Annotated in this window: 21 protein-coding genes; 8 read left to right on the top strand and 13 right to left on the bottom strand. The window is 51.2% G+C overall.

The annotated features are described in order from the left end of the window. Positions 1 to 9: 9 nt before the first annotated feature. The 3 genes from C1752_RS08370 to C1752_RS08380 form a co-directional block, all read right to left on the bottom strand. Positions 10 to 894 carry a hypothetical protein gene (locus C1752_RS08370; protein ID WP_110985610.1) on the bottom strand — a complete coding sequence of 295 codons (885 nt, stop codon included), beginning with the start codon at positions 892 to 894 and terminating at the stop codon, positions 10 to 12. Positions 895 to 976: 82 nt separating this feature from the next. Beyond that, positions 977 to 1,609: a hypothetical protein gene (locus tag C1752_RS08375; RefSeq protein WP_110985611.1), complete on the bottom strand. Its 633-nt coding sequence runs from the start codon at positions 1,607 to 1,609 to the stop codon at positions 977 to 979. Between the two features lie 130 nt (positions 1,610 to 1,739). Continuing rightward, entirely contained in the window at positions 1,740 to 2,351 is a 612-nt protein-coding gene (locus C1752_RS08380; RefSeq protein ID WP_110985612.1) for a hypothetical protein, read from the bottom strand. A 96-nt stretch (positions 2,352 to 2,447) separates the two neighbouring features. Between C1752_RS08380 and C1752_RS08385 the strand changes: the two genes are divergently transcribed. Next, the gene (locus C1752_RS08385; RefSeq protein ID WP_110985613.1) at positions 2,448 to 3,380 is read left to right on the top strand and encodes a phosphodiester glycosidase family protein; all 933 of its coding nucleotides are present in this window, start codon (positions 2,448 to 2,450) and stop codon (positions 3,378 to 3,380) included. A 286-nt stretch (positions 3,381 to 3,666) separates the two neighbouring features. Here C1752_RS08385 and C1752_RS08390 read toward each other — a convergent pair whose 3' ends face one another. The 5 genes from C1752_RS08390 to C1752_RS08410 all read right to left on the bottom strand — a co-directional run bounded on the left by C1752_RS08390 (position 3,667) and on the right by C1752_RS08410 (position 8,445). Then, positions 3,667 to 4,179, bottom strand: coding sequence for a DUF2085 domain-containing protein (locus tag C1752_RS08390; RefSeq protein WP_110985614.1), 513 nt, complete (start codon positions 4,177 to 4,179; stop codon positions 3,667 to 3,669). Between the two features lie 9 nt (positions 4,180 to 4,188). After that, positions 4,189 to 4,827 carry a cob(I)yrinic acid a,c-diamide adenosyltransferase gene (cobO, locus tag C1752_RS08395; protein ID WP_110985615.1) on the bottom strand — a complete coding sequence of 213 codons (639 nt, stop codon included), beginning with the start codon at positions 4,825 to 4,827 and terminating at the stop codon, positions 4,189 to 4,191. Between the two features lie 179 nt (positions 4,828 to 5,006). Further along, positions 5,007 to 7,484 (bottom strand): glycogen/starch/alpha-glucan phosphorylase, encoded by a 2,478-nt coding sequence (locus tag C1752_RS08400; protein ID WP_315865249.1) that lies wholly within the window; start codon positions 7,482 to 7,484, stop codon positions 5,007 to 5,009. Between the two features lie 293 nt (positions 7,485 to 7,777). Beyond that, a complete protein-coding gene (locus C1752_RS08405; protein WP_233501465.1) occupies positions 7,778 to 8,248 on the bottom strand; it encodes a GNAT family N-acetyltransferase in 471 nt (156 codons plus the stop codon). A 2-nt stretch (positions 8,249 to 8,250) separates the two neighbouring features. Beyond that, entirely contained in the window at positions 8,251 to 8,445 is a 195-nt protein-coding gene (locus C1752_RS08410) for a DUF8624 family small hydrophobic protein (protein ID WP_110985617.1), read from the bottom strand. Between the two features lie 187 nt (positions 8,446 to 8,632). Between C1752_RS08410 and bcp the strand changes: the two genes are divergently transcribed. From bcp to C1752_RS08430, 4 genes are all read left to right on the top strand, one after another. Continuing rightward, entirely contained in the window at positions 8,633 to 9,112 is a 480-nt protein-coding gene (gene bcp, locus C1752_RS08415; protein ID WP_110985618.1) for a thioredoxin-dependent thiol peroxidase, read from the top strand. 13 nt (positions 9,113 to 9,125) lie between these two features. After that, positions 9,126 to 9,581: an NUDIX domain-containing protein gene (locus C1752_RS08420; RefSeq protein WP_110985619.1), complete on the top strand. Its 456-nt coding sequence runs from the start codon at positions 9,126 to 9,128 to the stop codon at positions 9,579 to 9,581. A gap of 45 nt (positions 9,582 to 9,626) precedes the next feature. Beyond that, positions 9,627 to 11,321: an ABC transporter substrate-binding protein gene (locus C1752_RS08425; protein WP_315865248.1), complete on the top strand. Its 1,695-nt coding sequence runs from the start codon at positions 9,627 to 9,629 to the stop codon at positions 11,319 to 11,321. Between the two features lie 145 nt (positions 11,322 to 11,466). Next, a complete protein-coding gene (locus tag C1752_RS08430) occupies positions 11,467 to 12,519 on the top strand; it encodes a hypothetical protein (protein ID WP_110985621.1) in 1,053 nt (350 codons plus the stop codon). Between the two features lie 6 nt (positions 12,520 to 12,525). Here the strand turns inward: C1752_RS08430 and C1752_RS28890 are convergent, their stop codons facing one another. From C1752_RS28890 to C1752_RS08455, 5 genes are all read right to left on the bottom strand, one after another. Further along, positions 12,526 to 12,672: a hypothetical protein gene (locus tag C1752_RS28890; protein WP_199464326.1), complete on the bottom strand. Its 147-nt coding sequence runs from the start codon at positions 12,670 to 12,672 to the stop codon at positions 12,526 to 12,528. Between the two features lie 28 nt (positions 12,673 to 12,700). After that, positions 12,701 to 13,273, bottom strand: coding sequence for a Uma2 family endonuclease (locus C1752_RS08440; RefSeq protein WP_110985622.1), 573 nt, complete (start codon positions 13,271 to 13,273; stop codon positions 12,701 to 12,703). Between the two features lie 78 nt (positions 13,274 to 13,351). Then, on the bottom strand, positions 13,352 to 14,518 hold the full coding sequence (locus C1752_RS08445; protein ID WP_110985623.1) for a low temperature requirement protein A: 1,167 nt from the start codon (positions 14,516 to 14,518) through the stop codon (positions 13,352 to 13,354). Positions 14,519 to 14,764: 246 nt separating this feature from the next. Further along, on the bottom strand, positions 14,765 to 14,950 hold the full coding sequence (locus C1752_RS08450) for a hypothetical protein (protein WP_110985624.1): 186 nt from the start codon (positions 14,948 to 14,950) through the stop codon (positions 14,765 to 14,767). Positions 14,951 to 14,993: 43 nt separating this feature from the next. Next, positions 14,994 to 15,707: a methyltransferase domain-containing protein gene (locus C1752_RS08455; protein ID WP_110985625.1), complete on the bottom strand. Its 714-nt coding sequence runs from the start codon at positions 15,705 to 15,707 to the stop codon at positions 14,994 to 14,996. Positions 15,708 to 15,817: 110 nt separating this feature from the next. Here C1752_RS08455 and C1752_RS08460 point away from each other — a divergent pair, with 110 nt between their 5' ends. The 3 genes from C1752_RS08460 to C1752_RS08470 all read left to right on the top strand — a co-directional run bounded on the left by C1752_RS08460 (position 15,818) and on the right by C1752_RS08470 (position 18,940). Continuing rightward, the gene (locus C1752_RS08460; protein WP_110985626.1) at positions 15,818 to 16,222 is read left to right on the top strand and encodes a rhodanese-like domain-containing protein; all 405 of its coding nucleotides are present in this window, start codon (positions 15,818 to 15,820) and stop codon (positions 16,220 to 16,222) included. 45 nt (positions 16,223 to 16,267) lie between these two features. Continuing rightward, positions 16,268 to 16,726, top strand: coding sequence for a protein tyrosine phosphatase family protein (locus C1752_RS08465; RefSeq protein WP_110985627.1), 459 nt, complete (start codon positions 16,268 to 16,270; stop codon positions 16,724 to 16,726). Between the two features lie 267 nt (positions 16,727 to 16,993). Then, positions 16,994 to 18,940, top strand: a complete 1,947-nt coding sequence (locus tag C1752_RS08470; protein ID WP_158535043.1) for a S8 family serine peptidase — start codon at positions 16,994 to 16,996, stop codon at positions 18,938 to 18,940. The last annotated feature ends 120 nt before the right edge of the window (positions 18,941 to 19,060 follow it).

Raw genomic sequence — 19,060 nt, forward strand, 5'->3', positions numbered from 1 at the left:
GAAATAAAGCTAGAGCTCGGCTACAGCGCGTTCAATCAACCGACGCGACAGCGTTTGAATGCCGGTATGTTCGTAGTACTTCACCGATATATCGAGAAACGCACCTAGATAATCGAGCTTGCTCTTCGAGCCTTCGATGAAGCCCGCTAAGCCATCCACTGCAGAGCTTTGGGTAATGCCCTTCTCGGCGACGAATTTATCCATCCATCCTCTAGTGGACTCGAAGCTTTCAGTAATAAAGGCAAGTTTGCTCTCAGCGTTGTCTCCAGGAATCTCTTTCTTGACGCCTTTGAAAGTTTGATTTTTTTCTAGGTCCGAGGCTCCCATCCCTTTGATGCTGGCAAGCACCTTAGAAGAGAAATCAGCACCTAAGGGAATCACGCCGTCAAAGGTCACCAGGGCCGCCATTCGCATCAATGACTCGCTACTGTAATCGCCCAAGGACTTTAAGAAGTCACCCAAGCTATCGCCAGGGATGCCGTTGATGTGGCAAAACGCCACAACTTCAGTTACGAGCTTAATGCTGAGGTCGATGGTCTGGGCTTTTTCAGGCTTAGGCGAAATGTTCTTTAAAAAACCTAGGAAGCTATCCTGACCAATGCGGTTGGCGAGGGCTGCGGTTCCCAGCATCCCAGAGGCAGAATCAACGGTTTGATAGAGCCATAAAGCACGTTGGTAGCCTTCGTGTTTGTCGTTAAACAGGGTAATGGCCCGTTCTCCAATCGCCTGCACCATCGCTGGGTCAGTTTCGCCGGTCACGGTTTTAATCGTGTTGTCGAACCCGACGAGGTTATCCCATTTCCCTGGCACAAATTTGTCCAGAGACTTGAGGGCCATTACGGTGATGCCCCCCTTAGGCAGCTTATCGACTAATTCGTAAATCTTCTTGCTCATGATTGTCTCCTAAGTATCTGCCGTCAATCGTTCGAGAGTATGTGTTTTGGCCCACTGCTGTGTGACCAGAAAATGTCAGGGCTTAGGCTGCCGGTTGCGGCACTAGGTTGCGGTTCGGAGCGGCGTTTGGCAGGCTCGGAGCAGTTTTCGGCTGCTGTGTCGTCAATGATTTGGGAGCCTTCTTCGCCTGCGGTCCCGATACGCCCTCTAGCTTGGCGAGTCCCTTTAGATCAAATTTCTGCAGCCATGTAGACCGATCGGCCTCAGTGAACGACTGATCTCGTGATAGCACTTTGACTTGGTAGCGTCCGTTCACGAGCAGAGCAAGGGCGGTGGTGCCTTGCTTAACGCTGGGGTATCCGGCAATGGTTTCTGTGGCGCTATCGTATTTGGCGGCGGCGGCGGGCAGGCTGGCGGTGTCGTTGATGGTTAGCATGGCCAACGTGGTGCCGTCCTGATTGAGCTTGTACTGCGCAAAGCCCTTTTTCTCTTGGCTCGGAACGACTTTGTAATCTCCTTCGTCTTTCGGGAAGAACTGATTAAAGGTTCCGCCTTTCTCAGCTTGTTTGGCGACGGCGGCAGGCTTACCAAAACCGGTGGTGTCTTTTTGCACCTGTTCGTACTTATCGGGGGCTGAGGTGCTGCAGGCTGTGACGAGCAGTACGAGACAGACAAGAAGCGGTGCTAGTCGCTTTAACCAGCGAGTTAAGAACATTGGGAGCCTCCAATGAGAAGTGTGGGGTAATCAGGTGCATTATCGTGGATTGGGCGAGCAAAAGGCTAGGTTCGCCTACGGAAGTTAACACCTGCTTCAGGGCTATTCGATCTGTAGGCGATGCGCTTGTTCAGCTCTGCTCCCATCCTTTGCGGCACTGTCGGTAAATCCAACGTAAAGATCGCTGCGTCAGCCAGAGATATAGTCCTGTTGGTAATGTCAGTAAAAACGCAAGCCCCCAGTGTTGGGTACTAACGGCCATTAAGGTCCAGGCACCAAAGCCAAAGGCTGTTCCATAGGCGCAAAGGGTGCTTACTATTGCGATCGCAACCCCAAAAAAATATTGTCCAAGTCCTGGTTGAGGCCGATAGGCCCATTCTGCTAATGCCCCGCCCAACAGCCCCCCGAGGATGGCGCCGCCAACGGCCCAGGATATCTCTTGACTCAACTGACCTGCATGATAGAAGCCGAGGATAGCACCGGAGGCGAGGCCGCTGACGATGCCCATGAGATAGGTTTTCGAGGGTTTCAGCGTCTGGATACCTACGGCGATTCCCGCTAGAGCTAGCACTCCACCTGATAGGGGAACGAGGTGCCAGTCAGGATGGCTGGGGGCTAAGCCGAGTAAACCAAACAGGATTGTACTGATGATAGAGAATGTTAGGGATGCGATCGCAACCAGTCCCAAGCCCTGTAGTGCTGTAAACCAAACCTTGAGCTGTCTGGAATGACGATGATTCATAAACAGAGTTGAAAATGGAACAGCCAAATCACAATTAGAAGTCGATCAAATCAGCAAGATACAGCGGTCACACATTCTCCAGGATAAGAGACAGAAATGAAACATGGGCCAAAGGTGCTTCTCAAAGGACTGATGTGGATTGGGTTACTGATGCCGCTGGTAGTTTACGGCGCTGCCACCCTAAAGCGTCCGGCTCGAACCCGCATTACAAATCAACCGCTTTTTGAAGGGATTCTCTACAGCCGCCGCATCCAGACACAGCCTCGCCCCTTGATGATTCATATTCTTGAACTTGATCTCACGGCTCCGGGACTCCGTCCCTTTGTTACCCCTAGCTTTAAAGAGGCAAATCTCAGCGTTGATCCTAATCCAGGCAAAGAAACCCTGGCCCAACGCACCTCTACTTTTTTGCAGGAACATCAGCTTCAGCTGGCCGTTAACGCTAATTTCTTCTTCCCGTTTCGGGAAGAGACGCTGTGGAACTATGAACCCAGGCAGGGTACACCTGTCATGCTGGGTGGTCTAGCAATTTCTAATGGACAGGTTGTTTCTCCGCCTCAACTCGGTCAAACAGCCCTCTGCTTCTTATCACAGCGGGCTGAAATTGCGAGTAGCGGCGATTGCCCTGAAGGCACGGAGCAGGCGGTTGCAGGTAATACCCGACTTCTGAATGAGGGGGAACCCACCAAAGGCTTTGGGGCCGTGGTCCGCAGGAATAACACTGACCCGCCTTACCCCGTCAACATTGCGGCCCTCGATGCTAGCGGCAGTCGCCTATGGTTGATTCTGAGCGATGGTAAGCAGCCTCTCTATAGCGAAGGAATAATGCTCACAGAGGTTGTGGACTTGGTTCAGTCGTTAGGGGCCGATACTGCGATGCGGCTCGATGGTGGGGGGTCAACTACTGTTGCGATCGCAACCGACACCGGCCCTCAAACCCTAAATGCAGTGATTCATGGCAAAGTGCCGGGGCAAGAACGTCCTGTCGCTAATCACCTTGGTTTTTTTGCTGCACCGCTACAACCTTGAACACTTGTCTAAATATGCAGCACATTGGCGGAACAGCTGTGCTGAGGGAAAAGTTCCTAGCAGCATCCACTGCTGATGAGTCAATCTTTGCGCTTGACTGTTCATGGGAAAGTTCCAGGACAAGACCGACCTATCGCTAATCATCTTTGTTTTGGCTAGCTGACCTTGTCATACCTAAAGGACAAATTTTATACATATGTATAAAATTTGCCTGTCGCTTCCGCCTCTGACACCTCAGAAGGAAGCGATCTCTAGGGTTCTTTCGTCTGCTCTGTGGCGTCTAGGTTTACCCTAGTTTCTGAACAGAACTTCCATGTAACAAAGGCATAATGTAAGCGCCTAACCCTAGCCCAGAGACTGCTCCAAATACAGTCACAATGGGATTGCTGTAGTCCCACCAACCCAAAGCCTGGGCGCGCAGTTCAAAGGGATAAACCAAGCAGAGTAAGAGGGTTAACAGCAAGCCCAGCAAGCCATACTGATGCAGCCAGTATCGACCTTTTCCCTGATCTTTCTCAACCCAATATCTCGTTGCCATAAGCCCCATGAGTGTGCCAAAGCAGCGCATACAGACCGCCATCAAATTGGGGGGCCACAGCGCCAAGCCCATCTCAGGCTGCGGACAAACATGATTGCCCATGAAGTAGATAATGTCGGCAATCTGCGGCAGGATTGGTAATGGAGCAGCGGCTAAAAACGGGGCTGCTAGAGGGCCGCTGACTAAGGCTGCAAGAATAACATCAGCCGTAACGCTGCGCCAGGGGCGTTGTTTGGCAATGGGTAGGCTCGTGTTCTGCATTTTATCTCCTCAAAATTCAATCCCAGCTTGGGCTTTGACGCCCTGTTCGCGAAAGGGATGTTTCACCATTGTCATTTCAGTCACGAGATCGGCTTGCTCAATTAAAGCCTCTGGCGCGCCCCTGCCGGTCAAAATGACGTGGGACATTTCAGGCTTGCTGGTCAGTCCTTGTATAACAGCATCAGTTTCTAGGTATCCATGTTTGAGCGCTATATTCACTTCATCGAGCAAAACAAGCTGATAGTCAGGATCCTGGATATAGCTGAGGGCGGTTTGCCATGCTTTCTGGGCCTTTTGAGTGTCGCGATCGCGATCCTGAGTTTCCCAAGTAAACCCTTCGCCCATCGCATGAAACATCAACTGGTCCGGCCACTGCTCCAGAACAGCCTTCTCCGCAGGTTCCCAGGCCCCCTTAATAAATTGAACGATCGCAACCTTGTAGCCGTGACCGAGAGATCGCAATACTATCCCCAACGCCGCTGTGGTTTTCCCCTTACCGTTGCCCGTATGGACAATCACCAGCCCCTTTTCTTTAGAGCGTTCAGCCACCCGCTGATCCTGCACTTCCTTACGCCGCCGCATCTTTTGCTGATGCTGTTCTGCCGTCAATCCCTCGGTCCGGGATTCGGTGGCGGTGGAGTCAGTCATATCACTAACGTTTGATAGGTCTGTCTTAATCTTACGTGTTTGGCAAGGCAAGGCCAATATCTCATGTCATACCCATCCTTCCCAACGCAGATTGTGACTGCTGGCGAAGACTACATATACAACAAAGCCCCTCCCAATAATCTGAGAAAGGACTTCATTATATAAAGAAGGGACGAGGCTTAAATCACCGTTGCGGTGAAGCTAGAGTCCGTCACCTCAGAATTCTCTAATGTAATTGTGACCGGCTCAACCTTCCAGATTTCTCGACAGTAATCTTGAATAGAGCGATCGGAAGAGAATTTACCCATCCGGGCTGCATTCAGAATCGACATATGCGTCCAGCGGTCCTGGTCACGATAGGCTAAGCCCACCTGCTCCTGACAGTCAATATAGGACTGGTAGTCGGCCAGCAGAAAATACTGATCATGGTGCAGCAAGCTATCAACTAACGGCTTGAATAACTCTGTATCACCGTGGGAGAAGAACCCAGAAGCAATCCGATCGAGGGCCAGCCTCAGTTCTGCATTGCTGTTGTAGTACTCCATCGGGTTGTAGCCGCTAGCCCGCTTGGCATAAACCTGCTCCGCTGTGAGGCCAAACAAGAAAAAGTTCTCGGCCCCCACTTCCTCACGAATTTCGACGTTAGCTCCGTCCAACGTACCGATGGTCAGCGCGCCGTTGAGAGCAAACTTCATGTTGCCGGTTCCAGAGGCTTCTTTGCCTGCTGTAGAGATTTGCTCCGATAGATCAGCTGCAGGATAAATCCGCTGCGCTAGCTTGACGTTATAGTTCTTCAAGAACACTACTTTCAGCCGACCGCGCACATCAGGATCTCGATTGATCACATCTGCAACTGAGTTGATCAGCTTAATGATCAGCTTCGCCATAAAGTAACCCGGAGCAGCCTTACCACCAAAGATAAAGGTGCGAGGGGTAATCTCAATATCTGGGTTGGCTTTGATGCGGTTGTAGAGCGTCACAATATGGAGCAAATCAAGGTACTGACGCTTATATTCGTGGAAGCGCTTCGCCAAAATATCGAAGATTGAATTGGGGTCTACGATAATTCCATTGTGCTTCTGAATGTAAGCTGCCAATTCCTGCTTGTTGGCCTGCTTAATTTGCCGCCACTGTTGCTGAAATTCTGGATTATCGGCCCAGGCTTCTAGCTTCTGTAGCTCCCCTAGATTTTTGATCCAGGTGTCGCCAATCTTGCTGGTCACCAGCTCCGTTAAGGCGGGGTTGCTCAGCACCATAAACCGTCGCGGCGTGACGCCATTGGTTTTGTTCTGAAACTTGCCCGGATACATCTGATAAAAGTCGTATAGAACATCCTGCTTCAGCAGTTCTGTGTGGAGGGCCGCCACGCCGTTAATGGCATGACTTCCGACGCAGGCGAGGTGCGCCATCCGTACATATCGTTCGCCAGATTCGTCAATCAACGACATGCGTGAGAGGCGACTGTCATCTTCTGGGAACTTGATCCGCACTTCGTCTAAAAAGCGGTCGTTGAGTTCATAGATAATTTCTAGATGGCGAGGTAAGAGACTGCCGAATAACTCCACCGGCCAGCGCTCTAAGGCTTCGGGTAGAAGCGTATGATTGGTGTAAGCAAAGGTCCGCTGCGTGATCGACCAAGCACTATCCCAGCTCATGTGGTGCATATCAATCAGAAGCCGCATCAGTTCGGCAACTGCGATTGCCGGGTGCGTATCATTGAGCTGCACCGCAAACTTCTCGTGGAATTTCTCAAGGGGCAGTTCTTGGCCGACCAGAATGCGGATCATATCCTGCAGTGAACAGGAGACAAAGAAGTATTGCTGGGTTAGCCGCAGCTTCTTACCCTGGGACGAGTCATCGTTGGGATATAACACCTTAGAGATGTTCTCAGAGACCACCTTCTCGTAGACGGCCCCGAGATAGTCTCCAGAGTTGAACGCATTGAAGTTAAACGATTCGGGTGCTTCTGCAGTCCACAGACGCAGGGTATTAGCAGTATTGGTCTGGCAGCCGAGAATCGGCGTGTCGTAGGGAATTCCGGTGACCTGCTGATCGGGAACCCAGCGAATCCGATACCGGCCATGATCGTCAACGTAGTGATCGGTATGGCCGCCTAGCTTCACTTCCACGGCCCACTCAGGACGCGCAATTTCCCACGGATTACCGAAGCGCAGCCATTTATCGGTGATCTCAACTTGCCAGCCATCTTCAATCTCTTGGTCAAAGATGCCAAACTCATAGCGGATGCCGTATCCCAGCGACGGGATTTCTAGGGTGGCGAGGGAATCTAGATAACAGGCCGCCAGTCGTCCTAAACCGCCGTTGCCGAGACCAGGCTCTTCTTCCTGTTCTAGTAGTTCGCCGAGATTGAGACCCATCTCCGCAATCCCTTTTTCGACATCTTTATAGATATCAAGATTGATCAGGTTGTTGCCGAGGTGTGGGCCCATCAGGAATTCGGCAGAGAAATAGGCGACGGTGCGAGATCCTTGAGCAGTATAGATGGCAGCGGTATTAATCCAGCGCTGCAGGAGGCGATCACGAATGGCGTAGGCAAGGGCCATGTAGTAGTCATTGGGGGTTGCCAGTGCCTTGAACTTGCCCTGAACATAGAAAAGGTTGTTGAGAAAGGCCCGCTTTAGAGTTGAGGGACTCATGCCCGTGCGGCCATCTTCTAGGTAGCCTTCGCACCGCGGATCTTCAAAGCTGTTGTACTGCAGAGTAGTGTCTTGTTCAGTCATCTTGAGTTGTGTGAGACTCCTGTGTTGGGCAATGAATAATACAGAGGGCTTAACTCTATTTTTTGCTCGATTTTAAATAGCTGCAGCTTGCAAGCGGAGAATCTTGAAGCGCGTCCAAAGCTTGCTGTGCTGCAGACTTTTTCTATAGGATTTAAATAATCCTATCCTACTGGCCTCGCTCGGCAATGGACCGGAACTTAGGATTGCTTTTAGCTTTGCAGGGGCTTGATCAAGGTGCGGGCATGGGTGGTGTAGCCAAGATGCGTATAGAGCGCCTGAGCCGGTTGACTGGTTTCAAAAACCTGCAGACCTAGTTTGCGATCGCGTCTCTCCTTAGCCCAAGCTTCTGCCTGTCGCATTAATGCAGTTCCAATCCCCTGACGACGATAGGCTGGCATCACATACAGCAACAGAACATGGGTGTAATGCTCCCCTGTAACCTGATCGATGGCCCGTCCCAGCCAGAGGCAGGCAATGGCTGGGGCCTCGACTGACGCCACAAACCAGACAGGGGAATCTTTAGACCAGTACTGACTAACAGTTTCAGCCAGATGTTCAATCTGGCATTGAGGATAAGCCTCTCGATAGGTTTTTTGCATAAACGTCAGCAGCAGTGCCTGATCAGCTAATCGCCCCAAGCGCAACTGAAACCCCGGCTGGTCGAAGGCGGGTGCTCTCACACCTAAAGCTGTGGTGCTGAGATCACAAGACTCGCCAAAGCTGGAATTGTCGGCAGCTGCGCCGTATCTTCTATCTCAACGGGAGCGGGCTGGGCCATATCTGTGGGCAAAAAGATGCGAGCACTGACGGCAAGCAGCGCCACTAGAAAAATAACGACGATGAATAGGGGGGCAATGTATTGTCGGAAAAAGGCCATGGTCGATTCTTCAAGATTAGGGAGTACTTCCATCCTAAAGGGTACAGTCGGTGGCCTCTAATCAGCGACTTGGATTTATTTTTATTTGATTAGAGATAAATATGGGGTCATCAGTTTATGATCAGAGCCTGTTATAAGTAGAGTTCAAAATAAACCTGACGCTTTGATGTAATTTTTAAGTAACAGCATGGTCTTAGACGTAGGCGATTCAGCGCCAGATTTTACACTTCCGAATCAAGACGAGGCACCCATCTCGTTAGCTAGTTTTCAAGGTCAGTGGGTCGTTCTCTATTTCTATCCTCGGGATAATACGCCGGGATGTACGAAAGAGGCTTGCGGATTTCGAGATTGCAACTCTGACTATCAAGCCCGCAACGTCCAGATTCTGGGCATTAGTCCCGACACCGCTAAATCCCACCAAAAGTTTATCGAGAAGCAAACCCTACCCTTTACCCTTTTGAGCGATCCTGACTCAGAGGTCGCCCGTGCCTATGAAAGCTACGGTCTGAAGAAGTTTATGGGCAAAGAATATGACGGTGTCTATCGCCAGACCTTTATCATTGATCCCCAAGGACAGTTGGCAAAAATTTACCGCAAAGTGAAGCCAGCGGAACATGCTGAACAGGTTCTTCAGGATTTAGAAACCCTTCAAAGTAACTTCCAATAGGTACCGATCAGGAATGGTGCAACAACTCTTGCATTTTTGGCAGACCGTACTCGGGGTGATTTTCCGGCATCCGGTTATTGGCGTTAGTATCATTCCCATTCTTGATGATGGCCGCATTATTCTCGTCAAGCGCCGCGATAATCAGCAATGGAGCTTCCCCGGTGGCTTTGTCGATTGGGGCGAAACCCTCGCTGAGACAGTGCATCGAGAGCTAGAAGAAGAGACGGGGCTGCGCGTAAAGCAAATGGGCCGCCTTGTGGGTGTCTATTCAGCTCCTGACCGTGATTCTCGCCTCCACTCTATCTGTGTCGCCATTGAGGCCCAAGTCGAAGGTGACTATCGCGTTCAGGAAGCTGAAATTCTAGAAATTCAAGCCTTTCTTCCTGATGATGTCGCCCAGGAGAAGCTGAGTCACGATCACGATCGCCAGTTTCAGGATTACCGGCAAGGTAAAACGGCGCTGGCTTGATCTGCGACTCTACGCAAAGGCATTAAACGCGAGTATGATATTCCTTTGCCAACCGCTAGAGATCTCGTGCAGACCATGATCAATGTAGGGCGCTTACTTTTAAGGCCGTGGACCGGGATGCAGCGGTTCGTTGTACTGCTCTGTGTGTCGCTTTTACTGGTGGTAAGCTGTGGTCCTAAACCCTCTGCCGATGGGCCATCAGCGGTTAATAACGGTGACTTTATTACCATCGGCACGACCTCGAAATTACGAACGCTAGATCCGGCTGATGCCTACGATATCTTCTCCGGTATTTTGCTTAACAACATGGGGGAACGGCTGTATACCTACGAGCTAGGGTCAACAAAGCTGGTACCTCAGTTAGCGACCGCTTTACCCGAAGTGAGTGAAGACGGCTTGACCTACATAATTCCCCTGCGAGAAGGCGTACAGTTCCATGACGGGACGCCCTTCAACGCGAAGGCAATGGCTTTTTCTCTGCGACGCTTCATTGAGAATGGCGGCCAGCCGTCGTTCTTATTGGCAGATGCCATTGAGTCGGTGAAGCCCACGGCAGAATATGAACTGACCATTGAGCTAAAGCAGCCCTTCTCAGCCCTGCCGGCCCTCCTAAGCTTCTTCGGAGCCTGCGCCGTTTCGCCGAAGGCCTACGATGTCGGCCCTGGTAAATTTGCCCCCGATACCTTTGTGGGGACGGGACCATACAAGCTTGCCCGGTACGGCCCCGATCTGCTGCAGCTCCAAGCCTTTGATCAGTACTGGGGCGAAAAACCGGCCAACCCCGGCGTCAGTATTCAACTGCTCACCGATGCGCCCAATCTATTCAATGCTTTTCAGACCGGGGCGGTGGATGTCGCCTATCAAAACCTAGAGCCAGAACAGGTGCAGAATCTGCGGCAAGATGCAGATAAGTCGGGCTGGAAGGTGATTGAAGCCCAGGGCACAGGCGTCACGTATTTGGTCCTGAATCTCAAGCAGGAACCACTCGATAATGTGGCGGTACGGCGCGCCATTGCAGCCATTGTGGACCGACCGCTGATTAACAAGCGGGTCTATCAGGGGCAGGCAGAACCGATTTATAGCCTCTTGCCTACGGCTTTTGAGAGCTACTCACCCGTCTTCAAAGAATCCTATGGTGATGGCAATGCCGAAGTGGCGCAGAAGTATCTCGATGAAGCCGGATACTCCACTGAAAATCCGCTGAGGCTGGAGCTGTGGTATCCGTCGAACTCTGTGCCCCGAAGTCTGATTGCCAGTCTGCTGAAGGCGTTTGCAAAAGATAAGCTTGATGGCGCTGTGGAGTTAGAAATTAATAGCGTCGATTCTGCTACCGCGTTCCAAAACGTGAGTAAAGGAATTTATCCGTCGCTGCTGGTGACCTGGTTCCCTGACTTTTTTGATCCTGACACCTATATTCAGCCCTTTTTATCCTGCTTGAAGGGATCGCAGGAAGAGGGGTGTGAAGAAGGCGCAAGTCAGTCTCAGGGGTCGTTTTACTACAGTGATGATGCTAATGCCTTGGTGAAACAGCAGCGGCGCACCCTCGATCCTGAGAAGCGACAGGCGATTTTCGGTGAGCTGCAGGAAATCTTAGCGGATGATGTTCCCTATATTCCGCTGGTGCAGAGTAAAGAATATGCCTTTGCCCAGCAAAATATTGAGGGTGTGCAAATCAGCCCCACACAGCAGTTCCCGTTCTGGACCCTTCAGCGAGATACCGCTCAGGCTCAGGAAAATTAGCTATCCTTTTCCAAAGGTTGTAGGAAAAGTCTGATGGTTAATGGCTGAGCGTTGAGATCACGATCAATCATCCTTAAGGCGTCACGCTGTACAGATTAGAGATGAGAGCTAACGCTACAATCGTCGAACAGCCAGAACAAATACTATGGTTTTAAGTCGATATCGCACTCTTTTCTTGGCCTTGCTGGGCTTGGTACTGGTGATCACGCTCGGTATCTGGACTTCCTCCGCGGAGGAACCCTGTAGCTATGATCCTGCAGCCTATCGAGGACTGGAACTGTCTCGATTGACAACGGAGCTAGAAGGCACTGGAATGGTGGGCCGTATGCATGGGGCAGCAGCAGACGCTAATTTATTTGTGCTGTCGGTGCGTGACCCTGACAGCTTTTTTAAGCACCGTGAGTTCTCGCTGTTGGCTCGTGATGACCAGACTCGAAAAAAACTCGGCCAGTTGAATCGGCACGATCAGATTTGTGTGCAGGGTCGTTTGCTTGATAATCCAAGCCCGCAAAAGCATGTCGAGCTGAAGTCGGTTCAGGTCTTAGACCACTGGGCAGGTTTGGACGCGTTTCCTGAATATGAACATACCGTCGATCTGCCAGAGGAGCTGAAGTCTCAGTCGAGTTTTGTGGGTAAAGTCCACGCAATCGGGGCTGAGGGCACAATTTTGGTGATGGAATACAAGGATGGGGTGCTGCCGATTTTTGTCCAGGCACCGGACCTCACGAAGAATCTCTATCGAGGTGATATTGTACGTTTGGCTTATAAGATTCAACAGTGGCCGCAGCAGCCTACCCATCTGCAGCTTAATGCTGAGGCGGAGCAGCCGATGGAAGTGTTAGATGCGATCGCATCTCTCCACAACCAACCTAAAACCTACTCCGGCAAGCTGGTGAAGTTTCCGCAAAGCCCGCAGCTTAATTTCGATGTCTACGCCATTGAAGTTGAAACCCAAGGGATCAACCGAACCTTCACGCTCGTCAATTTTGAGAACCCAGAGGAATTCAAGAACATTCGAGATAAGCTAGCAGAGATCTGGGATAGCCATACCGAAACCATCACTACCGGGCGCAATATGTTGATTAACCCAGAAGTCATTGTGGAAGCCACGGGCAATATCAACGTTGTCTCTACGGAGCAGGCCAATCCTCAAATCTTACTGAAAACGACTGCAGACTTTGAGATGCAGGCATCCTAGACATCATTAGTCAGGAGAAACAGTCTTGTGAACTGCGATGGCCGAAGGTCGGTCGGAGACCATCGCAGCCTGTGGAAAAGCCTGTGGATAAACTGTGCCGTTGGTCAGTGTCGAGTTAGTGGCATAGTCACCCACTTGTGGGTCACAAAACACAACAAGCTGCCGAAGCTTGAGTAAAGATTCACACCGTCAGCATTTCCGACGCTGTCAGCTTCCAACTGTTAAAACTTGGAGACTGTACTTTCTGATCTCCAGCAAAGATTGTTTCTTGATAGCCCTCTGCTGTTAGAAAAAGCACTGTCACCTGGCTTTCTATCGGATCAATGATCCAAGACTCAGGAATCTCTCGCCATTCGTACTGATTGCGCTTATCGAGGTAGTCGCGCCGATGATTCTCAGACCCAGGACTCACGACTTCAACAACTAAAAGAGGCGGAGCCATCTCCAGCGTGATAGCTGCTTGTCCGAGATCTTTCATCTGTTCGGGATGCTCGGGCCGTAATACTGTCAGGTCAGGGTAGCGATTCTTCGGCTGTCCTGGCATTGCCAAGACTAGTCCCTGCAGTCGGATTTGACGCATTCCAACTAAGGCTTTCAATGCTTCGTATAGCTGCATCGCCCGATAAAGATCTTCGTCAGATTCAGGCGGCACTGTAATTAATGCTCCATTGCTTAACTCGTGGCGGTCATCCAGACCGTCGGTGTAGGCAAGGTAGTCTGCAAAGGTTTGGAGCTTAGGTTGAGCCTGTATCATGACGTTTAGCTTCCTGGCTGCTGCGTCGCTTTTCTCATTCTACGCCAACCGCCTGGACTGGATGGGGTGACCTAGAGTCTACAAGACGAGGTTCCGGCGTAAGTCTAAGCCCACCTGGACCGCGCAGGCGATCGCAACTAAAACAATCAAGGTCAGAGAGTTGAGCGGGGTTGATGCGATCGCAAGTACCCCGACAAACGCCGCCGATCCCAATCGATAGGTGCCAACAATCCGGCGCACATGCGGGCTACCTAGCGTCCAAGTGACGCGGTGGATCGCACCCAGCAGGCATAAGCACAAAGCCACAGAACCACAGAACAACCAGCGATCGGCAGTGGAGGGTACAACCTGGACGCCGTTGGAGACCATCCGCTCAACCCCTATGCCCATCGTCGTTAGGCAAATTGCCAAGGGTAGATGGGCATAGACCCAGCCCATTGCGATCACAACATTCCCGTCTTTGATGCGTTGCAAAGGTGAGCCATCCACCGAGTCGAAGTAGAGCCACCAGAGACTAAAGGCAATGCTGAGGCTTAAAAATGCTGCCACAATCGATAGCACCCCCCAATCATGTTCCGACAAGCCCTGAACGACCCCGATGATTGATTCCCCCAGCACAATGATCGTAAACAGTCCGAATCGCTCCGGTAGATGGGTGACGCTGGGCGGGAACTGCGTCACCCACTGGCTCGCCATAAATGGGGTCGTTAGATCGATCAAGATGCCGATGGCCCAGAATCCCACGCGCCACGGTAGCGGTACCAGGAGCGAAATCAGCCAAAATACAGCACCCGTCCCAAAGCCAAGCGCATAAATTGTGGTGAGTCCCCGGACCTCTGGGACATGATAGCCCGCATGTAAATTCTGTAAAATCAGCAAAATACGAAACAGGATATAGCAGATTGCAAATTCTACCGAGGCATCGGTTAAGCCCGCATTGACCTGCACCGCCATTGCGGCCACGATTGCCATTTCAAATAGGGAGGCTAACCGGTCGGACAAATCATCGGTATCGAAACGAGTCGCATAAAAAGTTGCCCCCAGCCAGCACACCCAAATGGGAACGAAGAAGGCAATGTAGGTGGCAAATCCACTCCAGTCAAGATTCGCGCTGAAATAGCTTGCTAATTGAGCGATGGCCGCCACGAACACCAGATCATAGAATAGCTCTAGCCAAGTTGCACCACGTCCTTCATGGTCTTCATCACGTCTTAAATGGGGCGGCTGCCAAAAGGTTCGGGTCATAAAGTGAGGCTAACGTGAGATCGCACCCTCGCATTCTAAGGCGATCTGCAGAAATCTTTATAGTAGTGCGGTCAGACAGTAAAGACCTGTGATACTCCTGTCAGAGAATACCCTTCTTCTCGTTTTAGGGTTAGTGTCCTGGAATGAAATAGGCAAATAAAATGGGCTTAAGCGCTGATAGCACAGCCGTGATTGCAATACCGATGGCTAATGTTTTCGCCGCGGAGGCGTAACCCGCTTGTGGACTCATGATCTGATCTGATCGAGTCGAGTTAAGGTGCTGGTCTGCTGCGTTGCCATATCTGACTGACGAGTTGCCACGCCATCAATCTGTGTTGCCATCTCTGATTGGCGCCTCGCCACACCATCAACCTTCTGCTCTATACGGTCAAGCTGCTGAGCTAACTGACTCTCTGAATCTGTTGACTGCATTCGATCTACTCCGCCGCTGTCCTGCTTCTATCGTACATACGTTTCACTGCAATGTGACGGAGGGGGAGCTAGGGAAAGTCTGGCGGATCACGAGCATTTGATTGCCACCTTTCTGAAGCTCGTAGGGAACTTGAGTCAGATGTACCGCATAGCCGGATGTTTTGAAAGTCTGCATGACTGAATCAAGATAGGACGATTGCTCCAGCATTAGCGTCAGCAGCGGAAAGATTCGAATCTCAGAACTGATGCGCAACATCTCGTGAATAGCGCTGTGATGAAAGGCTTCATCCACATGATCAGAGTACAGGAATAAGAAGTGAGAGCACAGCGCGAGGTCAAATTGGTTATCGGCAAACGGCAAATTAGGCAGCTCACCGACAAGATAACGACCTGCCTGCTTCCCTGATTCATAGTCCTGCAGGAATTTCTGAAGCACCTGCTCTCGGTTCTGGCGCAGATCTTCAGGTGACTGATGGTAAGACCAGATCCAGTCATCTGGAGAGGATTTGACTTGGTCGATAATGTCATCGACTACGGCATCGAAGCGCTGCTGAATCTCGGCACCGTTGAAAGCATAGACAGGATCGATTGAGGTGACTTGAAATCCTTGCTGGGTTGCTTCGGCGTTGAAGCTAGCGGGTCCATCACCGACGCCTAGAATCTGTTTACTCAGATCGCTTGTGCATAGACTAAACATTTGCTGATATTCGTCAAAGGATCGTCCGAAGGGAACGACGTTTGCGAGTTGCATGACCATAGGCTAATTCTCAGAATGCAACTCTATAGTAAGTGTTGATACTCAGTGAATGACAATCGTGGGATGTACGCTGACAGCGGCTACATTCATGCAGACCTTCGGAGCCAGCCATGAACCGTAAGCTTCTCTCTATTTCGTTAAGCGTACTGCTGAGTGTAGGAAGTGTTGGCTGCAATCTTATTCCTGCGAGTGACGAGATCGCACCTCCCCAACTCCTCGAACAAATTGAGGCTCAAGCCGCTCCCGTTATTTTAGATGTGCGATCTGCCCGTGAATATCGCGAAGGACACATCCCAGGCGCTATCAATATTGAGTTTCGGCAGTTGCCCCAAAGACTAAGTGAACTCCCCACCGCGACGGGACAGACCATCGTTGTATATTGTGAAACAGGCGTTAGAGCCGCTGTTGCCAACGTCACCTTACAAAACGCAGGTTATACAACGATCCTGCAGCTAGATGGACATATGAAAGCTTGGCGATCTAAGGGTTTACCGATCGAACAATTCGCGAGCTGAATCGGCGATTCATACGCTCCGACTGTAGCCATCACAGATAGCCCCATGCTGAATCAGATTAAAAACTACGTTCAGTTGACGCCGACAATCGGCACCTCCGGCCAGCCCACCGCTGATCAATTTAGCGTCATTGCTGACGCAGGCTATCAAAGCATCATCAACCTCGCAATGCCAGATTCAGATTACGCCATCGCGACAGAGGGGAGCATCGTTACAACGCTAGGAATGGCCTATATCCATATTCCGGTCCCCTTCGAGCAGCCCACTGCCCAACACCTGAAAATCTTCATTCAAGTCATGGATGCCTTTGCAGACCGCAACGTTTGGGTTCATTGCGCAGCGAACTATCGCGTCTCAGCCTTTCTCTACCACTATCGGCAACTCAGGCAGGGATGCTCGGCTCAAGTGGCCCGCTCTCCTATGTTTGAACGGTGGAAACCTGATGACGTTTGGCAAGCGTTCTTAGATCTAGAACATCACAAGCTTGGTCTAGATCACGCCTAATTGAGAAGCACGTAGCATTTTTGGTAACCAATCGCGATTTTTGAGATGCGATCGCAATAATGGATGAAGAGTCAAGCAACTAAAATTTAATCTCACATTGTGTTCAACAGTGACTCAAATGTGGGCAGACTAATGGGGCCAAACTGTCGCTAGGAGCTGCAGTCGTTTTCGATCTTTTAACAGAATGAAAACGCGCTCAGTCCTGCGGTGCGCCAGGGGTTAGTACAGCTTGACCCCACGTAAAAGCAACAAAGGTGAATGAAGTCCATGAAAAAAACTGTAGTTGGTCTCTTCTTGGCCAGTAGTCTCGGCATGATTGGGGCAATGGAATGGGTCGCTCCTGCTGCTATTGCTCAAACCGAATCGAGTACCATCACCTACAAAGTGGGAACTCAAAATATTCCACTAGAGGTCCGCGAGGACTTGGTGGCTGTACAGTTCAAAAGAACCCGTTCCGGTCAAGCACAACCCTTTGAGCGTTTGCAGCAAGATCTTCAAGGCGGTATCCGATCCGGTGCTGTCACAGTAGAACCCGTTCTCCAAACCTATGCGCTGATTAGCCTCAAGCGCGGGAGCCGTGGCGCAACCGTACGGGCACTTCAGCAACGGGCAGAAAATCTGGACTATGTAGAAGAGACAATTCCGGTGCTGTCTCGGCAGGACTCTGATCAGGCGGTTCTGCTGCCCAACGAACTGATGGTCACTATCGAGGGTGATACCGCACAGGTTAAGCAAGTCTTACAGCGCAACGATCTGACCTTGATTCGGCCTGTTCGCTTCACTCAAAATCGCTACTTGGTCAAAGCAAAATCAGCCCGAGGACTAGAGGTCTTAGACTTCGCCAATCAGTTGAACAATACATCTGAAATTGGATCAGCTTCCCCTAACTTTATTCAAGATCTGGTGGTTCCTGAGCAAGAGGCCGACGCCCCGCAGGCTACGCGCCAAGCAGCTCGCTCCGCTAGCGAAATGCCGTCCCTCCGTGACGGTCAATGGCATATTGATAGTCGCCCTCAACGCGGTCAGAGTGCTTCACGCGTCGATGTTCTAGCTCCAGAAGCTTGGGAAGAAAGCAAAGACGGAAAGGGGACCGTGGTTGCGGTGCTGGACAGCTTAATCCAGTGGGACCACCCAGACTTAAAGAAAAGCATGTACAAAGTCAGGAAGGTGGCAGATCCTTTGCCGAATGAGATACATGGCTGGGATTTTGTCGAGGACGACGCTGACACGCGCATGAGTCCATCAGAGATAGAGTGGCTAACCAGTCGTTTCCGTGACACCTTTTTACTCTCAGATGACAAGCTTGTGCAGGACTACGGCTTCAAGGGACAGTTCTCATACTGCAGCTATTACTATGCCCGCACACCTGCAGCCCATGCTAACTGTCTTCGCAGAGGCATTCGAGGAGAATCTGCGGGCACCTTTCACGGCACAATGGTTTCTGGTGTGATCGCGGCCAAATCCAAGAAAGGAGCCGTTGGGATTGCACCTAAGGCCAAAATCTTGCCCGTACGCGTCCTTGGGATTGAGGGCTATGGCAGCATGATTAACATTGCAGAGGGCATTCTTTATGCCGCCTCTCGTAATGCTGACGTGATTAACATGAGCCTCGGAGGTTCGTTCCCCAGCTATGTTCATCAAGAAGTCATCAAAGAAGTTCTGGCCGACAATCCTAACTTGGTGATCGTTGCTTCTTCCGGGAACGAAGCAACGCGTCCGGGCTATAGCGGTGAAGTTAGCTACCCTGCCGGATATCCGGGGGTTGTTGCAGTGGGCGCAACGGATTTAGAGGGACGCCGCAGCCCCTACAGCAGCTACGGAAGCCAGCTTGACGTGGTCGCTCCTGGCGGTAATACTGCGTCTGGCGTGACCGGGGGCATCTTGACCACGGGCGGTACCTTCCGTTCTGAATTTTGGGATGGAGTCGGCGATGAAGCCGTAGAGCAGTGGAACGGTGCCTTTGATCCTCGGGGACAGTATTACTACACCCAAGGAACCTCATTCTCTAGCCCCGTCGTTGCGGGTGTCGTCGCGCTTATGAAGGGAGAAGATCGCAAGCGCAAGCTCTCTAGCCAGCAAATGATGGATATTCTAGAGCAGACGTCGAGTCTTAAAAATTTAGAGAGACTGCCTGCGGGTAAGCAAAAGCTCTACTACGGCTCGGGTTTGGTCGATGCTCAAAAAGCGGTGCAGGCTGTCAGAGACGCCCTCTGATTTAGTGTAGAGAACGGGTGATAATTTCTCCGCAGCCCACAGACTGCGGAGATGCCTTTGCCTCTGCTTGCATGGCTGGCGACAGAGCTGTCGCAGCACTATCAATGGAAATTCTTTTGA

Origin of the sequence: Acaryochloris thomasi RCC1774 (genome assembly GCF_003231495.1) — a bacterium.
In the GTDB taxonomy this organism is placed as follows: domain Bacteria; phylum Cyanobacteriota; class Cyanobacteriia; order Thermosynechococcales; family Thermosynechococcaceae; genus RCC1774.

What these genes read in the sequence shown, in the direction of transcription:
- C1752_RS08370 (WP_110985610.1), bottom strand. Translation starts at nt 894, where the DNA reads ATGAGCAAGAAGATTTACGAATTAGTCGATAAGCTGCCTAAGGGGGGC.
- C1752_RS08375 (WP_110985611.1), bottom strand. Translation starts at nt 1,609, where the DNA reads ATGTTCTTAACTCGCTGGTTAAAGCGACTAGCACCGCTTCTTGTCTGT.
- C1752_RS08380 (WP_110985612.1), bottom strand. Translation starts at nt 2,351, where the DNA reads ATGAATCATCGTCATTCCAGACAGCTCAAGGTTTGGTTTACAGCACTA.
- C1752_RS08385 (WP_110985613.1), top strand. Translation starts at nt 2,448, where the DNA reads ATGAAACATGGGCCAAAGGTGCTTCTCAAAGGACTGATGTGGATTGGG.
- C1752_RS08390 (WP_110985614.1), bottom strand. Translation starts at nt 4,179, where the DNA reads ATGCAGAACACGAGCCTACCCATTGCCAAACAACGCCCCTGGCGCAGC.
- cobO (WP_110985615.1), bottom strand. Translation starts at nt 4,827, where the DNA reads ATGACTGACTCCACCGCCACCGAATCCCGGACCGAGGGATTGACGGCA.
- C1752_RS08400 (WP_315865249.1), bottom strand. Translation starts at nt 7,484, where the DNA reads ATGAGTCCCTCAACTCTAAAGCGGGCCTTTCTCAACAACCTTTTCTAT.
- C1752_RS08410 (WP_110985617.1), bottom strand. Translation starts at nt 8,445, where the DNA reads ATGGCCTTTTTCCGACAATACATTGCCCCCCTATTCATCGTCGTTATT.
- bcp (WP_110985618.1), top strand. Translation starts at nt 8,633, where the DNA reads ATGGTCTTAGACGTAGGCGATTCAGCGCCAGATTTTACACTTCCGAAT.
- C1752_RS08420 (WP_110985619.1), top strand. Translation starts at nt 9,126, where the DNA reads ATGGTGCAACAACTCTTGCATTTTTGGCAGACCGTACTCGGGGTGATT.
- C1752_RS08430 (WP_110985621.1), top strand. Translation starts at nt 11,467, where the DNA reads ATGGTTTTAAGTCGATATCGCACTCTTTTCTTGGCCTTGCTGGGCTTG.
- C1752_RS08440 (WP_110985622.1), bottom strand. Translation starts at nt 13,273, where the DNA reads ATGATACAGGCTCAACCTAAGCTCCAAACCTTTGCAGACTACCTTGCC.
- C1752_RS08445 (WP_110985623.1), bottom strand. Translation starts at nt 14,518, where the DNA reads ATGACCCGAACCTTTTGGCAGCCGCCCCATTTAAGACGTGATGAAGAC.
- C1752_RS08450 (WP_110985624.1), bottom strand. Translation starts at nt 14,950, where the DNA reads ATGCAGTCAACAGATTCAGAGAGTCAGTTAGCTCAGCAGCTTGACCGT.
- C1752_RS08455 (WP_110985625.1), bottom strand. Translation starts at nt 15,707, where the DNA reads ATGGTCATGCAACTCGCAAACGTCGTTCCCTTCGGACGATCCTTTGAC.
- C1752_RS08460 (WP_110985626.1), top strand. Translation starts at nt 15,818, where the DNA reads ATGAACCGTAAGCTTCTCTCTATTTCGTTAAGCGTACTGCTGAGTGTA.
- C1752_RS08465 (WP_110985627.1), top strand. Translation starts at nt 16,268, where the DNA reads ATGCTGAATCAGATTAAAAACTACGTTCAGTTGACGCCGACAATCGGC.
- C1752_RS08470 (WP_158535043.1), top strand. Translation starts at nt 16,994, where the DNA reads ATGAAAAAAACTGTAGTTGGTCTCTTCTTGGCCAGTAGTCTCGGCATG.